18 protein-coding genes are annotated in these 20,010 nt (G+C 69.9%); 7 read left to right on the top strand and 11 right to left on the bottom strand.

Annotated features, from left to right (window positions below):
- Positions 1-154 precede the first annotated feature (154 nt).
- Genes FYX01_RS15020 through FYX01_RS15005 form a run of 4 tightly spaced genes read left to right on the top strand, consistent with a single transcriptional unit; the run spans position 155 to position 3,975 of the window.
- Positions 155-1,591, top strand: a complete 1,437-nt coding sequence (locus FYX01_RS15020; RefSeq protein WP_150241752.1) for an MFS transporter — start codon at positions 155-157, stop codon at positions 1,589-1,591.
- The gene (locus FYX01_RS15015) at positions 1,588-2,478 is read left to right on the top strand and encodes an alpha/beta hydrolase (protein WP_150241750.1); all 891 of its coding nucleotides are present in this window, start codon (positions 1,588-1,590) and stop codon (positions 2,476-2,478) included. Before FYX01_RS15020 ends, FYX01_RS15015 begins: the two co-directional genes overlap by 4 nt.
- The gene (locus FYX01_RS15010; protein WP_150241749.1) at positions 2,475-2,987 is read left to right on the top strand and encodes a hypothetical protein; all 513 of its coding nucleotides are present in this window, start codon (positions 2,475-2,477) and stop codon (positions 2,985-2,987) included. Before FYX01_RS15015 ends, FYX01_RS15010 begins: the two co-directional genes overlap by 4 nt.
- A 13-nt stretch (positions 2,988-3,000) precedes the next feature.
- A complete protein-coding gene (locus FYX01_RS15005; protein WP_150241747.1) occupies positions 3,001-3,975 on the top strand; it encodes an MsnO8 family LLM class oxidoreductase in 975 nt (324 codons plus the stop codon).
- Here FYX01_RS15005 and FYX01_RS15000 read toward each other — a convergent pair.
- The 8 genes from FYX01_RS15000 to FYX01_RS14965 form a co-directional block, all read right to left on the bottom strand.
- Positions 3,887-5,065 (bottom strand): acyltransferase family protein, encoded by a 1,179-nt coding sequence (locus FYX01_RS15000; RefSeq protein WP_223830473.1) that lies wholly within the window; start codon positions 5,063-5,065, stop codon positions 3,887-3,889. The two genes, FYX01_RS15005 and FYX01_RS15000, sit on opposite strands and share 89 nt — an antisense overlap.
- A 111-nt stretch (positions 5,066-5,176) precedes the next feature.
- Complete coding sequence (locus FYX01_RS14995) at positions 5,177-6,430, bottom strand: FG-GAP repeat domain-containing protein (RefSeq protein WP_150241743.1); 1,254 nt, start codon at positions 6,428-6,430, stop codon at positions 5,177-5,179.
- Between the two features lie 36 nt (positions 6,431-6,466).
- Positions 6,467-7,198, bottom strand: coding sequence for a hypothetical protein (locus tag FYX01_RS14990; protein WP_150241740.1), 732 nt, complete (start codon positions 7,196-7,198; stop codon positions 6,467-6,469).
- Positions 7,199-7,227: 29 nt separating this feature from the next.
- Complete coding sequence (gene wecB, locus FYX01_RS14985; protein ID WP_150241738.1) at positions 7,228-8,382, bottom strand: non-hydrolyzing UDP-N-acetylglucosamine 2-epimerase; 1,155 nt, start codon at positions 8,380-8,382, stop codon at positions 7,228-7,230.
- Positions 8,383-8,535: 153 nt separating this feature from the next.
- On the bottom strand, positions 8,536-10,245 hold the full coding sequence (locus FYX01_RS14980; RefSeq protein ID WP_223830472.1) for an FAD-binding oxidoreductase: 1,710 nt from the start codon (positions 10,243-10,245) through the stop codon (positions 8,536-8,538).
- Positions 10,246-10,283: 38 nt separating this feature from the next.
- Complete coding sequence (locus tag FYX01_RS14975) at positions 10,284-11,072, bottom strand: SDR family NAD(P)-dependent oxidoreductase (RefSeq protein ID WP_150241736.1); 789 nt, start codon at positions 11,070-11,072, stop codon at positions 10,284-10,286.
- A 76-nt stretch (positions 11,073-11,148) separates the two neighbouring features.
- Entirely contained in the window at positions 11,149-12,054 is a 906-nt protein-coding gene (locus FYX01_RS14970; RefSeq protein ID WP_150241734.1) for a UTP--glucose-1-phosphate uridylyltransferase, read from the bottom strand.
- A 264-nt stretch (positions 12,055-12,318) separates the two neighbouring features.
- Positions 12,319-12,846, bottom strand: coding sequence for a SigE family RNA polymerase sigma factor (locus tag FYX01_RS14965; protein WP_150241732.1), 528 nt, complete (start codon positions 12,844-12,846; stop codon positions 12,319-12,321).
- A gap of 520 nt (positions 12,847-13,366) precedes the next feature.
- Here FYX01_RS14965 and FYX01_RS14960 point away from each other — a divergent pair.
- Both FYX01_RS14960 and FYX01_RS14955 read left to right on the top strand, forming a co-directional pair.
- Positions 13,367-13,591 carry a hypothetical protein gene (locus FYX01_RS14960; protein ID WP_394350470.1) on the top strand — a complete coding sequence of 75 codons (225 nt, stop codon included), beginning with the start codon at positions 13,367-13,369 and terminating at the stop codon, positions 13,589-13,591.
- Between the two features lie 9 nt (positions 13,592-13,600).
- On the top strand, positions 13,601-14,611 hold the full coding sequence (locus tag FYX01_RS14955; RefSeq protein ID WP_223830490.1) for a methylamine utilization protein MauD: 1,011 nt from the start codon (positions 13,601-13,603) through the stop codon (positions 14,609-14,611).
- Here FYX01_RS14955 and FYX01_RS14950 read toward each other — a convergent pair.
- Positions 14,608-15,261 (bottom strand): hypothetical protein, encoded by a 654-nt coding sequence (locus FYX01_RS14950; protein ID WP_150241730.1) that lies wholly within the window; start codon positions 15,259-15,261, stop codon positions 14,608-14,610. The two genes, FYX01_RS14955 and FYX01_RS14950, sit on opposite strands and share 4 nt — an antisense overlap.
- 222 nt (positions 15,262-15,483) lie before the next feature.
- Between FYX01_RS14950 and hisC the strand changes: the two genes are divergently transcribed.
- Positions 15,484-16,566 carry a histidinol-phosphate transaminase gene (hisC, locus tag FYX01_RS14945; protein WP_150241729.1) on the top strand — a complete coding sequence of 361 codons (1,083 nt, stop codon included), beginning with the start codon at positions 15,484-15,486 and terminating at the stop codon, positions 16,564-16,566.
- 270 nt (positions 16,567-16,836) lie between these two features.
- Here the strand turns inward: hisC and FYX01_RS14940 are convergent, their stop codons facing one another.
- The gene (locus FYX01_RS14940) at positions 16,837-18,087 is read right to left on the bottom strand and encodes a transcriptional regulator (protein WP_223830471.1); all 1,251 of its coding nucleotides are present in this window, start codon (positions 18,085-18,087) and stop codon (positions 16,837-16,839) included.
- A gap of 265 nt (positions 18,088-18,352) precedes the next feature.
- Positions 18,353-19,648, bottom strand: coding sequence for a UDP-N-acetylglucosamine 1-carboxyvinyltransferase (murA, locus tag FYX01_RS14935; RefSeq protein WP_150241921.1), 1,296 nt, complete (start codon positions 19,646-19,648; stop codon positions 18,353-18,355).
- Positions 19,649-20,010: the final 362 nt, after the last annotated feature.

Below are 20,010 nucleotides of genomic sequence, written 5' to 3'. Positions count from 1 at the left end.
CTTCGGTTGAGAACCGGCTTCCCGTGCGCGCCCCGCCAGGGTGGTCATGGCGTGACTACCCTCCCCGGGGCTGCCCACAACAGAGTTCTGGCTCCGCTCCCCGGCACCCGCGAGGGTTTCTGTCGTCGGAGAACCAAGAGAGAGGCCCGCCACCATGTCGGTGAACACCGATCCCGTCGTCTCGGGTGCGGAGAAGGATCCCCCCACGCGGTTGACCCCGCGCATGACTGTCATCCTCGTCGTCCTGCTGTCAGCCCAGTTCATGTTGGCCGTGGACTTCTCCATCCTGAACGTGGCGCTGCCCGTCATCGGGGAGGGTCTGGGATTCACCCTGGCCAACCTCCAGTGGGTCGCCACCTCGTTCGCGTTGTGCGCCGCCGGTTTCACCCTGCTGTTCGGCCGTATCGCCGACCTGTTCGGACGCCGCCGCCTGTTCCTCGTCGGACTCGCCGTCCTCGGGATCGCTTCGCTCGTGGGCGGGATCGCCACCTCTCCGGAGGTCCTGATCGCGGCCCGGGTGTTCCAGGGCCTGGCCACCGCCGCGGTGACCCCGGCGGGCCTGTCCCTGTTGACCACCTCCTTCCCGGAGGGGCCGCTGCGCGAGCGCGCACTGGGACTCAACGGTGCCCTGATGTCAGCCGGCTTCACCACCGGAGCCATCCTGGGCGGCCTGCTGACCGACCTGCTGTCGTGGCGCTGGGCGTTCTTCATCAACGTCCCCGTGGCGCTGGCCGTGCTGATCGTCGCGCCCATCGTGATCAAGGAGTCCCTGCCCACCGACCGGCCGAAGCTGGACACCCCCGGCGCCCTGCTGGTGACCGGCGGACTGCTGGCCGTGGTCTTCGGCCTGGCACAGGCGGGCGAGGCCGGCTGGACCTCGATGACCTCCCTGGTGTCGTTGGCCGTGGGCGTCGTCCTCTTGGTGTTGTTCCTCCTGGTCGAGCGGAAGGTGAAGGCCCCGCTCGTGCCGCTCGGGGTGCTGCGTCGGCGCACGGTGGCCTGGGGGAACATCGCCGGATTCCTCGCCTTCCTCACGGAGACCTCCCTGGTCTTCCTGATGACCCTCTACCTGCAGCGCGTCCTGGGCTTCACCCCGTTGGCGGCGGGCATGTCCTTCGCCGTCCTCGGTGCCGGCACCGTCCTGGGCGGTGTCTTCGCTCCCAGGGTCATCGGCCTGAGCTCGCCCAAGGCGACACTGATCATCGGCGGACTGGTACAGGCCGTGGCGACCTTCGCCCTCCTGGGACTGGGTACCGGGCAATCGAGTATGTGGCTGCTGCTGGTCGCCACCTTCGTCGGCGGCGTGGGCAACATGTTCGTGATCGTCGGGTTCATGGTGACCGCGACCTCAGGCCTGCCCGACCATGAGCAGGGCCTGGCCACCGGCCTGGCGACCATGACCCAGCAGGTCGGCATCACCATGGGCACTCCGATCATGAGCGCCGTCGCCACGTCGGCGATGGTGGGCACCGGGACACTGGCCATCCTGGACGGACTGACCATGGCCGTGGCGGTCAACGCGGGACTGGTCCTCGTGGGGGTGCTCACGAGCGCGCTGTTCCTGCGGAGCCCGAGGAGGGTCGGGGCGTGACCGCTCCGGACCCGTGGTACCGGACGTCACCCGTCCTCCAACCGACCGAGCGGTTCTGGCGACCGGTCCGGGCCACGGCTGGCGGGCACTCCGTCCCAGCACGTGTACACCTGGTCCAGGGCCGCCCGGTCGGCTGGCTGGTGTGGGCGCACGGTGGGAGCTGGCGCGGCGGGTCCGCGGCGGAGTGGCACCACGCGACGGCCGCCCTGGCCCGGATCTCGGGGTGCCTGGTGGTCAGCGTCGACTACCGGCTCTCGCCGCGGCACACCCACCCGGCTCCGGTGGAGGACGTCCTGGTCGCCCTCGCCTGGGTCCGGAGCCTGGCCGGACGGTCCGGCCTGCCCACGCGGATCGCGGTGGGCGGGGACAGCGCGGGGGGAACGATCGCGGCCGCGGCCGCTGTCGCGGAGGCCGAGGCGGGCGAACCCCTCGCGATGCAGGTCCTGGCCTACCCCCCGTTCGACCCGCTCTGCCGAGCGGACTCCTACCGCACCAACGACTCGTTCCCCACCGCCGAGGGGCTACGGGAGTCCTGGCGCGCCCATCGGGGCGCACGTCCGACCGTGTTCCGCGACGGCCGGACGCTCCACTCCAGTCCGCTGGACGCCGAAGACCTCGCGGGCGTGGCCCCGGCCGTCCTCGCGGTGGGCGACCGGGACCCCGTCCGGGACGACGTCACCGCATACGCCCGGCTCCTGAACGAGTCGGGCGGCTCCGCCGAGCTGCACATCCTGCCGAGGACCGGGCACGGGGCACTCCTCAGCCCGGTCACCGAGCCCACCGACATCCGTCACCGGCTCGCCGGGGCGCTCCGCGCGCGGTTCATCGGTTCGGCCGCCGGAGAACACGCCACCGCATCGGTCCCACACGAAGGAACGGACGCATGACCAGCGCGAACGAACACGAACACGCCTACCTGTCCTCTCTCAAGCGGCACTTCGCCGATCTGCGGGACGGGACCCATGGCGGGGCCGCCACCCGCAAGGAGAAGGAGGAACTGTTCCACCGGGCGGTGGAGCTGCTCGCCCCGTACGCCAACGTCGTGCTGGCGGAGGTCGACCACACCATGCTGCTGGAGACCGGCACGGTGGAGGAGGGCGGAGTGCGGCGGACCCCCGACGGCGGCCTCGCCGCGACGTGGGCCCTGTCCTGGCCGGAGCAGCGTGCGGTCCGCATCCCTCCGATCTCGATCATCGCCCACTACGGGGGCGGCTTCCATCACCCGCACGTGCGCGGGGCGACGGTGACCGAGTGGCCGCTGAACGTCTTCACAGCCGGACAGGCCGCCGCCGAGGTCCCGCTCCTGCGGTCGATCGCCGCAGGCGACCTGCACAACCTCGTGTTCCGCGCGGACTACCGCATCGTGCCTGCCACCGTTCGCCGCGAGGGCGAGTAGAAGGGGTCCCACCGTGACACAGCCACGCCTGTCCATTCTCGACCAGTCGCCCGTCGGCGAGGGATTCTCCGCTGCCGACGCCCTCGAAGCCGGTATCAGGACCGCCCGGGCCGCCGAGCGCCTCGGCTACCACCGGTACTGGGTGGCCGAGCACCACGCCTCGCCCGGCTTCGCCGGTGCCGCCCCGGAGATCCTGGCTTCCGTGCTGCTCGCCAGGACCGACCGCATCCGGATCGGCACCGGCGGAGTGCTCCTGCCCCGGTACCCGGCGGAGAAGGTCGCCGAGGTCTTCGCCACGCTCGCGACCCTCTTTCCAGGACGTGTGGACATGGGGATCGGACGGGCGGGCGGGCCGGCGGACCGCTTCCCCGAGCAGCTCGCCGAACTCCTCTCCCTGCTCGGTATGTCCGTCACCGCGCCGGGAACCCGGACGGTGACGGCCCGCCCGGAGCTCCCGCCGCCCCTGTGGCTCCTGGGCGGCGGGACCGGGTCGGCGCAGCTGGCCGGGCTCCTCGGTTGCGGGTTCGCGTTCGCCCACTTCCTCGATCCGAGGCCCGCGGAGACGGCCCTCGACAGCTACCGGTCGGGCTACGAGCGCGCCCGCGGCCACCGGGCGCCGGGCGGCGTGCTCGCCGTACGCGCCGTCACCGCCGACACGTCCGAACGGGCCGAGGAGCTGGTCCAGGCGATGCTGCTCTGGCGGGCGCGCAAGGATCTCGGCCTGGACCTGCCGATCCCGTCGGCCCAGGCGGTCCGGGACCATGCGTGGACACCGGAGGAGCGGCAGCGCGCATCGGTCCGCCGCTCCTCCGTGGTGTCCGGGACCCCGGTTCAGGTTCGGGACCGACTGGTCGTCCTGGCCAAGGAGCACGGCGTGGACGAGCTGATGGTCAACACCCTCACCTGTGACTCTGGAGACCGTCTTCGTTCGTACGAGCTTCTGGCAGAGGCGTTCGGACTCGACGGGGACGGGCGAGGTGGCGCATAGCCGGGGTCTCGACGAACCGGTACAGCAGCCAGCCTCCGAGCAGGGTGGCCAGGAAGTAGCCGACGAGCACGGCCGTTCCGCCCGCGACACCGAACGTGGCCCCGTCGAGGAGCGAGCTCGCGTAGAAGATGGTGACACCCTGGATGAGGTAGAAGCCGAAGGAGACCTCGCCGAACCAGACCATCGGGCGTGAGCTCAGGAAGCTCCGGCGCCCCTCGACGTCGGCCACGGCGGTGGCGGCGATGATCACGCCGATCGGGATGATGGTGGCCGCGACGAACGTGTACTGGAACGACACGATGAACCCGGCTCCGTAGCCCGCGGCCATTAGTACGAGTGACCAACCCATGCCCAGGGCGCGCGGCCAGAGCCCGGCGAGGACGATGCGGGCCAGCAGCATGCCCAGGACGAACTCGAACAGCCGCCCCGGCGGGAACAGGTAGCCGAACCAGAACTGGGTGTCGGAGATCGGTGTGATCGCCGACGTGGGGGTGTCCGGGATCAGGTGGGTCACCACGAGCTGCAGCACGACCGTCCCCGCGACGGCGGCCCCCGCCCACAGCCAGAGGGCGCGCTCACGGATCCGTTTCACGGGTCCGATGAGGAGCGGGAACATCAGGTAGAAGAGCAGTTCGCTGCCCAGCGACCAGCTGGGCGGGCTCATGGACAGGCTGATCTCGGGCTGTGGGAAGAACGTGTGCACCAGGAACAGGTTCGGCAACCAGTGCCACACGCTGGTGATGGCCGCACCGGCGAACAGGACCAGGGAGAGAGCGAAGACGACCAGGTGGTTCGGGAAGATCTTCACCATGCGGCGCCGCCAGAACGACAGCACCGACTGTCCTGGCCTGGCCGACCACGCCAGGACGAAGCCGGACAGGACGAAGAAGAACGAGACACCGATGTATCCAGCGTTGAGGAACACCTTCTCAAGCGTTCCGGCGACCGCGGGATTCGCGAAGGGGTTGATCGGGTCGTGCGGCGGGATGGGTGACGCCGACAGCGATATGTGGAAGAGGAACACGGCGAAGGCCGCGAAGAACCTCAGTCCGGTCAGGGACGGCAGGTTCGCCGGTCGAGGTGTGGTCACGGGCATAACAGAAGCCCCTTTGCTGGAATGGGGGATGGGCCGCCCCGCGCCGAAGGGGCGCGGGGCGGGATGGGGGAGGGGGATGTGGGGAAGGTGCGGGGACGGGAGTCGTTATCCCTGTTCGGTGCGGTTGTGGTGGACCACGATCCGGGCCTCGTCGGCCACGTAGTAGTTCTGTACCGAGTAGGCGATCGTGGCGAAGTCGAGCCTGCCGTCACCGGTGAAGTCGGCGGTCGCGATCCGGGCGACGGACTCGTCGCTCACACGCCATTTGGCCCACACCCCGTTCGCGGCGTCCACGGCCTTGTAGTAGACGACCCCCTGCCATGGCCAGGGACCGCGCAGGGCGACGAGGAACTCGTCGTCGCCGTCGCCGTCGAAGTCCGCGCAGACGATCTGGTGCCCGGGCCCCTCGCCGCTCTCGTTGGGGTCGCCGTACACGTCGAGCAGCGTCCGACGCCACCCCGTCCCCTCCGGTCCGCCGTCGGTGGACCGGGTGTAGACGGCGACGGTGTTGCCATGGAACGGTTCGACCGCCGCGACGTAGGCCATGGCGTCGTTGCCCAGGCGCCCGGCGTTGACGTCACCGCTGCCCTTGAAACCGGTCTGCTCGAACTGGGTGAGCTCGCCGGTGCCGACCAGCTCCCTGACCCACTCCGCACGGTCGTTGTCGTAGTAGAGCCAGGTGACGCCCTCGTCCGAGGCGAGCAGCAGGGAGTCGCGGTCGGACCCGGGAATGAGCCCCTTCTTCTTCTCGGCGCCGTGGATCATCCGGAAGTGGGTGTCGTCGATGACGGTGCGTTCCCACTCCGGAGCCGTGTGGACGTCGTCGGGACGCGTGAACATCACCACGGGGAGGACCGCGTGCACGTCCTCCTCGGCGACGATCGGCAGCCCGATGATTTCCAGCCTCTCGGTCTGGGTGAAGTAGCCCGCCCGTAGACGGTGCATGCCTGTGGCGCGTCCGACGTAGTGGCGCTTCCACCGGTCCTCGTCCTTGTGCGGGGAACCGGGGTTCTCCAGCCAGTCGATCTTGCCGCCCTCGGGGTCCGGGTCGACGATGGTGCCGATCGGCCCGTACAGCTCGTAGCAGACCAGGATGTCGGCGGACCCGTCGCCGGTGACGTCGGCGAAGTCGCCGCCCACCGGCATGTGGATGCCGTCGGCCACCAGGCGGCGGGGCCAGCCCTCGCCGTTCTGGTACCAGTACACCTCGCCGAGCCGCAGCCCCCAGCCGAACAGGTCGGGTCTGCCGTCTCCGTCCAGGTCGGGAGCTTCCAGCCAGTAGCCGTCGCGCAGTCTGTCCGCGACCACCTCCGGGGTGAACGCGGGCGGGCGGATGCGGGGGCCTTCGTCGTCGGCCATGGGTGTTTCCCTTCGTGTCGTTGTTCTGTTCGCGGTTCAGGGGAGCCGGTGGTACTCGACCGCCATCCACACGCAGTCGGTCTCGGCGTGGTACTGGTGCCAGGGGTAGACGAGTCCGCCCTCGTCGGTGCGGGCGCAGAAGGGGTTCGGCGTGGTGTGTCCGGGGGCCATGGCGAGGTCCTCGTAGAGGGTCGCGTGGTCCTGTTCGGTGAACTTCTGCATCCGGCCGATCCCCCGGACCTGGGTGTGCACCTCGATGAAGTCGTGCAGCCTGTGGATGAAGCAGTCGGTCCCCGCGGGGGCGAACCAGAGGTTGACCCACACGTCGAATGTTTCGACTCCGCCGGCCTGTTGGCCGAGCAGGAGCCCGGCGTCCAGACGGAGCGTGCCGATCCGCTCCCGCGGTCCTCTCCACAGAGGGGTCTCACGGGGGAAGGGCAGGCCGCCGGTGACGTGGGGATCGGTCAGGAGGTCGCCCAGGAGGGACCACCCCGGTTCCCCGGTGATGTCGGAGACGGGCTCCCCGTCCTCGACCTCCAGCAGGACCAGGCTGTCGGCGTGGTCGAGGGTGACGCCGGACAGGATCGTGGAGGACAGCGGAGGGATCGCCCTGCGCGGTTCACGGGCCACGAAGACGGGCGTGGTACCCGTGTTGACGACGATGGAGGGGGCGTCCACCCGGTGGTTCCCGGCGCCGTTCACGGTTCGGGCTCTGATGCGGTCGCCGGCGATGCGCAGCGCCCGCACCGGGTTCGTGGTCGTGGTCATGGCTTCCTCGTACGTGGTGGTGGACAGCGTCAGACCGCGGCCAGGACCTCGGGGGCGAACGGCTCGGGAGCCTCCCCGCGGCCGAAGAAGTGGCTGATCGCGGCCATCGTCCGCTCGGTGGCGCGGCCGTCGCCGTACGGGTTGACCGCGGCGGAGAGGCGCCGGGCCTCCTCGGGAAAATCGAGGAGGCGCACGGTGTTCGAGACGATGCCCTCACGGAGGGTGGAGACCAGACGGGCCGTACCGGCCTCGACCGCTTCCACCCGCTCGGTGACGTTGCTGATGACCAGTGTCGGAGTGCCCAGGGCGGGGCCCTCCTCCTGTGCGCCGCTGCTGTCGGACAGGATGATGTCGGCGCGGTTCATGAGCCGGGCGAAGCCCAGGTAGGGCATGGGATCCACCACGGTGATGCCCGGGTGGTCCCCGATCGACGGGAGCAGGGCCTCGCGTACGGCCGGGTTCCTGTGCAGAGGCACGACCATTCGCACGTCCGGCCGATCGGCTATCTCGGCGAAGGCACGGCCGATCTCGGGCAGGTGCGGCCAGGCGTCCCGGCGGTGGGCCGAGGCGACGATCACGGTTCTCGGATCCTCGTCGAGGTCGTCCAGCGCGGGATCGCCGAAGGAGGTGGACCGGCTCGAGGCCCAGCGCAGCGCGTCGATCACCGTGTTCCCGGTGACCGCGATCGTCGCCTCGTTGATCCCCTCGGCCAGGAGGTTGTCGCGGTTGCCCATGGTCGGTGCCAGGTGCAGGGCCGCCACCTGGGCGATGAGCCTGCGGTTGCCCTCCTCCGGGAACGGGGACGCCAGGTGTCCGCTGCGCAGCCCGGCCTCGACATGGATGACCGGGACGTTGTGGTGGAACCCGGAGAGGGCCCCGGCGAGGGTGGTCGCCGTGTCACCGTGGACCAGGATCGCATCCGGCCTCTCCGCGGCGAACAGTTCGCCGAGTCCGTTCAGGGAACGGGCCGTGACCTGCGAGAGCGTCTGGCGCGGCGTCATGATCTGCAGGTCGACATCCGGTGCGAGACCGAACTGGCACAGCGTCTCGTGAAGCATCTGCTGGTGCTGGCCGGTGGAGACCACCACGGGCTCGAAGCAGGGGTCCTCCCGGAGTGCGTGGATGACGGGTGCGAACTTGATGGCTTCCGGACGCGTTCCCAGGATGATGGAAACGGAATGCATGGCCGTGCACTTCCTTTCTTCCATGAGCAGCACAAACCGATACCAAAAAGGTATGGAAACAGGTGGTGAAGGAGACGGGGGCCGGGTGTCTCACCCGAGTTCATCGCGGCTGTCGTTGTGGAAGTTCTCTGAGCCGATCAGCGGCGGCAGTTCCTATTCGGCGGGTTCGATGGAAAGTGCGTGGCGGAAGACGTTGGCAGGGTCGTACTTGCGCTTCACTTCCTGGAGCCTGGCGTAGTTGTCCTTGTAGTAGAGGTAGTGCCAGGGAATTCCGGACGTGTTGTAGTCGTCGTCGGCGATGTCGTTGTCCGCGTAGTTGATGTAGCAGCCGTCCATCCGCTCGCCGGGCTCGGGGACGCCCTTGGTCTCGGCGAAGAAGTCGGCGTACAGGCCGCGGATCCAGGAGAGGTAGAAGTCGTCGTCGGCGGCGTCGGCCCAGAAGTTCTGGAAGGTCATCTTGAAGATGCTGGAGCGCTGGGCGTTCGCGGTCGCGTGGGAGTCGACCGCGTTGACCCGGGCTCCGAAGGAGAACAGGACCAGCATCGTGTTCGGGTTCCTGTAGTCCGACCGGGTCATGTAGTCGTACAGCGCGTTGAGCTGCGTGTCCGTGAAGTTCTTCCGCATGTACCCGGACTTGTGCGCGGCTCGCATCGTGGGATCGGTGATGGTCGGGTTGTTCGTGCCGACCAGTTTCGTCGCCTGGAGCCAGGGCATCTCGCGCGGTTCCACCAGCCCGGGCAGGGCGGGGAGTTCCCCGGAGGGCGCGGTGCTCGACGCGGGGGTGAGTCCGGTACCGGCGAGGATGGCTTCGGTGTACCTGTCCAGCATGTCGCGCGCGTTGGGGATGGTCGCGTCGACCTGGGTGAACATGCTCAGCGAGCCGTGAACCTTCGAGTTCACGTTGAACAGACTGGACAGGTGCCTCTCGTCCGAGTCGGGTCCGGAGTGCTTCCCGTGCCAGCTGCCGAAGTTCTTGAGCACCCGCTTGAACGTGTTCCGGTCCACCTGGTCCCAGGGAAGGTCGACGGAGGAGACCAGGACGCGGGAGGGCGGAGAGACCAGCTGGTCGGAGGGCTCGGTGCCCTTCGCGTCCGGGGAGCGGAACCAGTAGCGGGTGACGAGGCCGAAGTTGCCGCCGCCACCACCGGTGTGCGCCCACCACAGGTCGCGGTTCGGGTCCTTCCTCTCTCTGGTGGCCACGACGGTGCGGGCCGAGCCCCTCTCGTCGACGAAGGTCACGCGCACCGCGTAGAGGTGGTCGACGACCAGGCCGTGGGCCCGGGACAGCAGGCCGTAGCCTCCTCCGCTGATGTGCCCGCCGGCGCCGACGCTGTAGCAGATCCCGCCCGGGACGGTGACGCCCCAGCGGTTGTACAGGGCCTCGTACACCGGGAGCAGCCTCGCCCCCGCGTCCACGTAGAAGGCGCGCATACGCTTGTCGTAGCCGACTTCGGTCAGGGGGGAGCAGTCGAGTATGACCTCGACGTCGGGATTGCACACCAGGTCGGCGAAGCAGTGGCCGCCGGAGCGCAGAGAGATGCGCTTACCGGCCCCCACCGCCTCCTCCAGGGCGTTCTCGGCGTCCTTCGCGGAGGTGATCATGCGGATGTAGTCGGGTTGGGCGACATACCGCTGGTTGTTGCCGGTGGTCAACAGCGGATAGCGGGGATCGCCGGGGCCGATGGTCGCCCCGGGAGCGGGCTTGGCGGCGGGGACGGCCGCCGCCTCGGCGGGAGCGGGCATGACGGCCGACAGGCCGCCACCGGTCGCCACACCCGCCGCCAGGGCACCGAGCCCACCGCCCAGGAAGCCGCGTCTGCTGGCGGCTCCGTCGGTCCGTCCGGCTCTGTCGGTCGTGGTCACAGGACACTTCCCTTCTGGATGTTCCGGGTATCGGGGGGTTACAGCTGACGCAGGGCGCCGCCGTCGACGGACCACTCCGCGCCCGTGACCTGTGAGGCCAGCGGGGAGAGCAGGTAGGTGATGACGCGGGCAACGTCCTCGGGGGTGCCGATCCTGCGGCTGGGCAACTGCCGGTCCTCGCGGATGAAGCGCTCGACGGCCTCGTCCGGGGAGTCGATCCCGTAGCCCTCGGCCAGCTTCTCCGCGAGCCCACCGGGGTCGTCGAACAGCGGGGTACGCGTCGGCCCGGGAGCGACCACGTTCGAGCGCACGCCGAGCGGGGAGAACTCGGCGGTGAGGGTCTTCGACACCGAAAGCAGCGCGGTCTTGCTGGCCGCGTAGTCGGGGATCGCGGGCGCCGGGAACCGCGCGGCCTCACTGGCCACGTGCACCAGGCTGCCTTCACCGCGCTCGACCATGTGCGGCAGCACGGCCTTCGTCACCCGTACGAGGGAGTGGAAGTTGAGGTCGAACGTGGCCTTCCAGTCCTCGTCGTCCGCGTCCAGGAATCCCTGGCGGAACCGGAGCGCCCCCACGTTGTTGACCAGGCCGTCGATCTGGCCGAACGTGTCGAGCGCCTTCTCGGCCAGGCGCTCGGCCGACCCGGCGTCCCGCAGGTCCACGGTGACCGGCAGGACGGATTCGCCCCTGTCCTTGAGCGGAGTGGTGTCGCGCGCGGCGCCGACGACGCGCGCACCTTCTTCGACGAGCAGGTCGACGGTCGCCGAGCCGATGCCCTTGGAGGCTCCGGTGACGATGACGACGCTTCCGGCCAGGCCGAGCTCCATGTGTGTGCCTTTCTTCGCTTTCCGTTGCCGGGCCCCGGTCACTGAGCCGTCCGGGGTCCTGGGCCAAGGGCGGGGTTCAGGTGCCGACGGGGGCCGGCTGTACGAGTTCACCGAGCCAGGCACGGAACTCGGGGCCGAGGTCGTCGCGTTCACAGGCCAGGCGCACCGTGGCCTTGAGGTAGCTGAGGCGGTCGCCGGTGTCGTAGCGGCGACCGGTGAAGACCACCCCGTGCACGGGTCCCGAGCTGTGCGAGGCCTGTTCGTCGAGGGCGTCGGTCAGCTGGATCTCGCCGCCGCGCCCGGGTTCGGTGCTCCTGAGCAGCCCGAAGATCTCCGGGGACAGGACGTAGCGGCCGATCACCGCGTAGGAGCTGGGCGCCTCGGAGGGCGCGGGTTTCTCGACCAGGCCGGTGATCCGGAGGGCGTCCCCGGCTGCGGTGGGTCGCACGTCGGCGCATCCGTAGAGGTGGGTGCGGTCGGGGGGCACCTCCATCAGGGCCACGACACTGCCGCCGTACTTGTGCTGGATCCGTGCCATGTGCGTGAGCAGCGGGTCCCGGGGGTCGATGAGGTCGTCGCCGAGGAGCACGGCGAAGGGCTCGTCGCCCACATGGGACGCCGCGCACAGGACGGCGTGGCCGAGCCCGAGGGCCTCGCGCTGGCGGACGTAGTGGATGTCGGCGAGGACGGAGGCCGCCTCCACCCCCGCCAGCCTCGCCCGGTCGCCCTTGCGCTGGAGGACCTCCTCCAGTTCCGGATTGCGGTCGAAGTGGTCCTCCAACGGGCGCTTGTTGCGGCCGGTGATCATGAGGACATCGAGGATTCCGGAGGCGGCGGCCTCCTCGACGACGTACTGGATGGCGGGTTTGTCGATGACGGGGAGCATTTCCTTGGGGACAGCCTTGCTCGCGGGTAGAAAACGCGTACCCAAACCGGCTGCTGGAATGACAGCTTTGGTTATGTGTGCCGATTCGTTTCCCATGTGGGTACCGTACTGTCCGCCTTCTGAACGGAGGGCGGAACGGGAGTACGCCGGAACGACTTGGGCAAGTCAGAATCACCGTTCACCCGGTGGTAACAAAATGCGCTGGCAGGTTGAATCATCGTTCACCCGGGGGTGACGAAGCGTGTTCCCCGGGGAACTGGCCGATATGGGGGGAGGGGGCCGCGAGGGCCGCGCGGCAGCCGCGGAGCGGCTGTGGGAGCGTCGTCGGTGCGCTCCCGGCACCGGGACGGGTTCACCGGGTCAACCGAGGGTGCGCTCGATGATGAGGTCGGCGTCCAGGCGCAGCTTCTCCACCGCGCGTGACAGCGTGCTCTTGACCGTCCCCAGGGTCACTCCCATCCGCTGGGCGATCTGCGCCTCGGTGAGGTCGTCGTAGTAGCGCAGCACCACCGTGGTCCTCTGCCGGTTGGGCAGGCGGTCGATGGCGCGCTTCACCACGTCGGCCAGGTCGCTGCGCCAGGTGGGATCGTCCACGCGCTGCTCGGGGATCTCGTCGGTCGGGTAGACGTCCAGCCGCTTGCGACGCCACTCGGAGATCTGGGTGTTCACCATGGCCCGGCGCACGTACCCGTCGATGGCCTTCGGGTTGGTGATCCGGTCCCAGGAGAGGAAGGTCTTGACGAGAGCGGCCTGGAGCAGGTCCTCGGCGTCGGCGTGGCTGTTCGTGAGGGACCTGGCCATGCGCAGCAGGGCCGGGCCGCGCTCGGCCACGTAGCGGCTGAACTCGTCGTACCTGGGAGTCCGGGTCGTTCCCGTCACGCCGACCACCGACTTTCACGGGCGCTGCGTGTGCTTCCGTCGTGTTCCTCCCTCCTAACTCTCACACAGGAGGCGCAAACATCCAGGCACCTGTGGCCCACGTGCCGACAAACCGCACGGCGGGTGCCGGACCGGGTTCCCTGCGGCCCCCCCCCGAACGCGGCCGCGGGCCCGGGCGGACGTGGGGAGTACCGGCCGCGGGCTGTGCGGAGGCGGCCGTGGCAGCGAGGTTCTGAGGAGGTTTGTGCATATTTGCGTCTCTTTCAAGTTCTCTAGGGCCTATGAGTGGATTTGTGGGCACAGAATGTGGTGATGCGATCGCACCTCGTGCCAGGTGGGAGGTGCGGTCCGCGCGGGACTCCGTGCTGGCGCCCTTCGGCGTTGGGGATGCCGTGCGGCGTGCTCCCCAGGACACACCGCCGACACGGACCGGCGCGTACGGCACATGCCAGCGTGGCGGCGGTGTACGGACCGACCGGGACAAACGGGAGCGAAGCGACGGGTCGCGTGACGAGGGGGCTCAGCCGGTATGCCAGTGACGGACGTCAGGCGGGACCGCAGGAGCTTCACCTCCGCGGTGCTCGGTCCCCGGAGCGCGCCCGGACCCACACCACCCGGGCACCGCGTCGTACGCGGCGCGGTCGTCGGTGCGGACTCCCGCGTGCTCTGCCTGGCCGTCCCCGGCGGCGAGGAGCGGTTCCCGTACGACCGCTGCTTCGACGCGACCGTCACCGTCCGCGACGGGGAGGGATGACCCATGCCCATGCTGCCGGAGATCGCCGAGGCGGCCCGCGAGGTCCAGTCACCGCTCCTGGCGGTGCTGCTCCTGCTCGGGGCCCTGGCCAGGACCACCAGGAGGGCGGGCGGGACGGGCCTGACCGTCCTGGCGCCCGGACGCCTGCGCCGCCCGTCCACAGTCGCTACGGGCCTGCTGGAGGCCGCGTTGGCGGTCGGCCTGCTGGCCGTGGGCGGGCTCCTCGGTGAGGCGGTACGGATCCTCGCCGCGTGCGTGTTCGCCGTCTCGGCGGTGGCCCTGTTACCGGTGCGCGGACGCGCCCCGGAGGCGGGCTGCGGCTGCTTCGGCGGGCTGGGCCGGATCCCGGCCGGCTGGCGCGCGCCGGCCCGGGCCGGGCTGCTGTCGGCCGCCGCCCTGGCCGCGCTCGGGCTGGAGTCCGCCGGATGGCAGGTGGTCGCGTCGGCCGGGCCGACGCACGCCGGGGTGCTGGGCGCGGAGCTTCTGGTCCTGGCGTTGCTCGGCCCCGAGCCGCGTGGGACGGCCACGCGCCGCTTCCACCGGGAGCCGTGTGACCTGCGCGGGGTTTCGCCGCGTCACACCATGCGGGTGCTGCGCCGCAGCGAGGTGTGGCGTACCAACGTGTCGGTGATGACGGGGTCCGAACCCGGCGACGTGTGGCGCCAGGGCTGCTGGCGGCTGCTGCGCTACGACGGGACGCGTCACGGACGGCGTGTGGACGTGGTGTACGCGGTCAGGGCCGGCGGCAGGCGCGACACGGCCGTACGCGCGGTCCTGATCGACCGCGCCAGCGGAGCGGTGGTCGCGTCCTTCGGAGCGGTCGCCCGGACCACCCTGCCCAGCCCGCCGCGCAAGCTGCCCCGCCCGCGCCAGGCGGCCAGGCGGGACGCGGGGCGGTACGACGCGGCCAGGGCGGCCCGGACCCTGCGGGCCGCGAGGGCGCACCCCGCCGGGAGCAGCCCGGAGGCGCGCGACCCGGACGGGCGCGATCCGGACGGGCGCGAGCCCACGCCGGCCTAACCGAGCATCTGTCGCTGCCTCTCGACAGCGGCCTCGCTGAACTCCACGAGCATCTCCTCGTAGTCCTCCAGCTCACCGGCTCCGAGGACGGACGTGGTGCCGACGAGGCCGCCGTTGCGGTACATGAGGCTGAACATGCGGCTCTCCACCCCCTCCGAGTCCACATCGATGGCGAAGGCCCGCGACTCGTCACCGATCCGCGGTACGTCCTCCAGGTCGCGCACCCCGTAGTGGGAGGAACTCCCGTCCTCGTAGGTGGCGGTGTACTCGGCGCAGCTCTCCGGCGGTTTCGTGGACAGGGCCTCCGCGGCCGTACCCTCGTCCATCCGCACCAGCATGTGCGTCACCGAGCCCCCGTCCCACTCGTAGGCGGCCACCGACGCGGGCGCCTCGCGCACGCCCTCCAGGCTTCCCCACTGGTTGGAGGCGTCCAGGCACTCGGGCTTGTCGAGTTCGGTGGAGGCCCGTACCTCCTCGCTGTACTTCACTGTGACAAGCTCGGAGTAGGTACCGCTCTCGCTACCCTCGGACATGAGCGTGGCGTCGCGGACGTGCAGGGGCTGAGCCTCGTGCAGCGCGGCGGCATCGGCGCCGGGGGCCTCGGCCTGGTCGTTTCCGCCGCCACCGCACGCGCTCAACAGGATCGTCATGGGTAGGGCCACAGGAAGAACCAGTGACCGGACCAATCCCCGGGACTCTCCCAGCCGGAAGCCCGGACCAGCGGTGATTCGGGTCGATCTGGCGGAACAGGGACGCAAGCGCATGGTGATATCTCCTCGTTTGTGCGATATTTCCGCTGGGAGCGGTGACCCACCCGCACGCGATATTGCTGAGCGTGTCGCGGGGCTAGCACAAAGTATTGAGGAAGGACAATGGTGTCGGAGTCGAAATCGCCATATCTGCGGTCGGTGCTGGAGAGCATCCCGCCCTACAAGCCGGGCCTGAAGGTCGTTGGGCCCAACGGGCGTTCGATCAAGCTGTCCTCCAACGAGAGTCCCCACGGGCCGCTCCCGTCGGTGCGCGAGGCCGTCGCCCGGGCCTCGGAGGAACTGAACCGCTACCCGGACCCGGGCTCCGAGGAGCTCGTCTCCGCGCTCGCCCGGCGCCTGGACGTCCCCGAGGAGCACGTCGCCCTCGGCGCCGGTTCGGTGGGCCTGCTCCAGCAGCTGCTCGAAGCGGTCGGTGAGCCCGGAGCCGAGGTCGTCTACGCGTGGCGCTCCTTCGAGGCCTACCCTCTGCTCGTCGAGCTGACGGGGGCCGCCTCCGTCCGGGTGCCGCTCAAGGACGAGACGCACGACCTGGACGCGATCGCGGACGCCGTCACCGAGAACACCCGCATGGTGCTCGTGTGCAACCCGAACAACCCGACCGGTACCGCGGTGCGCGAGGAGGAGCTGGTCGCGTTCCTGGACCGGATCCCGGAGAGCGTCCTGGTGGTCCTGGACGAGGCGTACCACGAGTACGTGCGCGACCCGCGGGTGCCCGACGGCGTCTCCCTGTACCGCGACCGGCCCAACGTCGCCGTGCTGCGCACCTTCTCCAAGGCCTACGGGCTCGCCGCCGTGCGCCTGGGCTTCCTGGTGGGGCATCCGCAGGTGGCCGCCGCCGTCCGCAAGACCCTCGTGCCGTTCGCGGTGAACCATCTCGCCCAGGCGGCCGGGATCGCCTCCCTGGAGGCCGAGGAGGAGCTGTTGGAGCGCGTGGCGGCCACGGTCAAGGAGCGTGAGCGCGTCCGGGACGCGCTCATCGCCTCCGGCTGGACGGTTCCGCCGACCGAGGCCAACTTCGTGTGGCTGCGGGTGGGGGAGGACACGAACGACTTCGCCGCCGAGTGCGCGAAGGAGGGCGTCTCGGTGCGCCCGTTCGCCGGTGAGGGCGCCCGGGTGAGCCTGGGCACCCCCGAGGAGAACGACGTGTTCCTGTCCGTCGCCACCTCCTACGACAAGCGCCGCTAGGACTCCGCCGGACACGCCCCGGGCCCTCCGGCATCCAGGCGGTTTCCCGCGCGGCCCAGGCGTCCACGCGGGGGCCCGGTGCCGGAGGGCCCGTCGTCCACGGGCTGTGGACAACCCCGGCCCACCGCACGCCGGTTCCGCTCCGGACCTCTCCCGGAGCCCGCGCGGCCCTCTACGGCGCAGACGAGAACGGGGGCGCCCCCCCTCGGGAGCGCCCCCGTCCGCCGCGTCCACGCGGCTCGCACAGGTCCACGGCCAACACCGTCGCGGCTACTTACCGGCGGCGTCCTTGTCCAGTTTCTCCACGATCAACCGGTACAGCTGGCGAGGGCGGCCCGGCTGGAGGGTCCGGTTGGGCGGCAGAGGCCACGCCAATCCCTCCTCCACCAGGGTCCGCAGCAGCCGGCGCGCGGTCCGGGAGGTGACACCGAGCATCCGCCCGGCGTTCTCCGCGTCGACGACCAGCGGCCCCTCCTCCTCGGCGATCTTCTCCGAGAGCCGGACCAGTGTCTCGCGCCCCTTGGTCCGCAGCGGCTCGGAGGACTGCCGTGCGGGCGCGCGCTGGGCGGGCACCAGGGAACGGCCCTCACGGTCCACCGCGAAGCTCTGACGCGACGCCTGAGCACGGTTCAGGGCCGCCCTGGCGTGCGCCTCGGCGTCCTGCGTGGTCCGGCCCATGCCGATCCCGACCTCGATCGCGATCCCGAGTTCCGCCTTGATCCGCTCCACGAACGGCGGCTGCCGGAAACCCTCGGTCGCGGTCACGAGTGAACCCCGGGTCGCCGTCACCATGAACGAGTGGTCGTCCAGACGGTGTGCCGTGGCGTTGATCCGGTGCGCCTCCTGGAGCAGCAGCCGGTGCAGCGACAAGCGCAGCTCGTCACGCCAGTACCGGGGGGTCGAACGCCGCGTCGAGTCACGCAGGGTGGGCACGTCCACCACCACGACACCCAGCTGCGCCTCCTCCAACCGGTGGTGCGCCCCCAGCAGACCCGCGGTCTGCAGGGCGCTGCGCACACCCGCGTTGGTCGGTCGCAGCCGGACCACCGGCACCCCGATGGCCTCCAGGCGCTCGGCGACCCCGCGCACGCAGGTGATCGCCATCCTGGTGGCCTTGCGACGCCACAGGCCCTCGTGGAAGGACGTCAGCTGCGCGGTGTTGGTGAGCTCCTCATGCACGTGGATACCGTCCACGGGCAGATCGACCTCGGAGTAGGCCTCGACCACGTCGGCGCGGCTGAGCACGTCCAGACTGGCTCTGGTCGGGTCGTAGCGATCGTCCAGGGTCGCTCGGAGCAGGGCCTCGTGCAGGCTCGCCCCTCCGAGGGGCACGAAGGTGGCGGGCATGGTCAGCACCCCGGCCTTACGTGCGAACTCGTAGGGGACAGGGCTGGCGAACAGGTAGGCGTCGATCGCCGAACCCAGCCTGACCACCTTGTCCGTCGCCTCTTGCTCATCTCGGTACGCGGCGGCGATGAGTCTGGCGTTGAGGGGTCCTGTGGACCCTGGACCCATGAGCATGACCCGCTCGACCACCTCATGGGGCCCTATGACGCCGATCGTCAAATCGCCAGTACGCTGGGCACTCACCTCGGGTTGCTCCCCGCTACCATTCCACGCTCTTCACTATGTGCGCCCACTGGTTTCCCGACCCGATCTCTGTCACGGCATGATTGCCGAGATCGTACCCATTGTGCGGGGCCAAAGAAGATCGTTTTCCATATCAACGCCGAAAGCCCGGGTGGGAGACGGGCCCCCACCCCGGCTTGAACTGCGCTTCGGCTCCCTACGAGACGGTGACGCGCTCCACGTCACCGCCTAGCGCGGCGAGCCGAGACGCGAACTGAGCGTGACCGCGGTCCACCAGATAACCAGGCGCCACGATTGTCTCACCTTCGGCGACCAGTCCGGCGAGGACCAGGGCCGCACCGGTGCGCAGGTCGTGGGCGATGACCTCGGCACCGCGCAGGTTGGTGGTGCCGTGCACGATCGCGCGCGTGCCCTCCACCTCGATCTTGGCACCCATCTTGGTGAGCTCGTCGGCCAGGGCGAACCGGCCGTCGTAGATGGCCTCGTGGATGTAGCTCTCACCATCGGCCAGGGTGGCCAGGGCCATCAGCGGGGACTGCAGGTCGGTGGCGAAGCCCGGGAAGGGCGAGGTGACGGCGTTGATGGGGCGCAGCGGCACCGAGGGGTCGCGCTGGACGTGCAGGACCGCGCCCTCCTGGGAGAAACCCACACCCATCTGCTCGAGTTTCCAGCGGGCCACACCCAGGTGCTCCAGCTGGGCGCCCACGAGGCTCACCTCGCCGCCGGTGGCGGCGACGGTCATCGCGAACACGCCGGCGTCGATGCGGTCGGCCATGATGGTGTGCTCGACGGCCGTGAGCTGCTCGACGCCCTCGACGGTGATGAAGCCCGTGCCGCCGCCGCTGATCTTGGCGCCCATGGCGCTCAGGAACTCGATGACGTCGAGGACCTCGGGCTCCAGGGCCGCGTGCTCGATCACGGTGGTGCCGGGGGCCAGGACCGCGGCCATGATCAGGTTCTCGGTGCCCGTGTGGGACGGGGTGTCCAGGTAGAGGCGGCCACCGCGGAGGTTGCTGGCCTCGACGTTGATGTGGTTGCGCTCGGTGTCCTCGGTGACCTCGGCGCCCAGGCGCGCGAAGCCCCGGTAGTGGAAGTCGAGGTTGCGGCTGCCCAGGTTGCATCCGCCGACGCCCTCGATACGGGCGCGTCCGGTGCGGTGCATCAGCGCGGGGACGAAGAGCACGGAACCGCGGAAACGGGCCGCGATATCGGCGGGCAGAACAGCGAGCTCGGGGTCGTTGAGCCTGGAGGCGTCTATGACGACGGTCCGTTCGGCCTCGTGGAACTCGACCTTGGCGCCCACGTGTTCGGCGAGCTCAAGAGCTCGGTAGACGTCCTCGATGACCGGAACGTTCCGCAACACCGTACGGCCCCTGGCCGCGAGTAGGGCGGCCCCGATCATCGGCAGGACGGCGTTCTTCGCGCCTTGGATGAACGCCGTTCCACTGAGGGGGCGTCCGCCGCGGACGCGGTAACGAACCTCCTGGCCCATGCTCATGTGCTCCTTTGTGAGGCAGATGTGAAAAAAGGTCACCCTCGTCGGGCTTCGCCTGTATTGGACGCGGGTTTCCTCTGGAACGTTGCGACCATCGTGCGTGTGACCTGCGCGGCCAGTGAACCGGTGTTCGCGACGACTCTATAGCACTCGCCTGCGTGTACCGATCCAGAACGTGGTATACCCGCGAATCGCGGGTAGAGTCCCGTCAAACGGCCACAGGGGTATTTCGCCCGGCGGGAAAGACCAGGGCCGCCGCACGCCGCACGCGCGGGCGGTGAACCCGTACCGGCGTTGCGCACAACGTCAACCACCATACGCGCTTCCGGGCACGGAACGATGACCGCGTGCGCCGAATC

This window comes from Nocardiopsis quinghaiensis (assembly GCF_008638365.1).
Lineage (GTDB): Bacteria > Actinomycetota > Actinomycetes > Streptosporangiales > Streptosporangiaceae > Nocardiopsis > Nocardiopsis quinghaiensis.
Note: the sequence above shows the minus strand (reverse complement) of the source record. Positions and strands in the feature narration are given on the sequence as shown.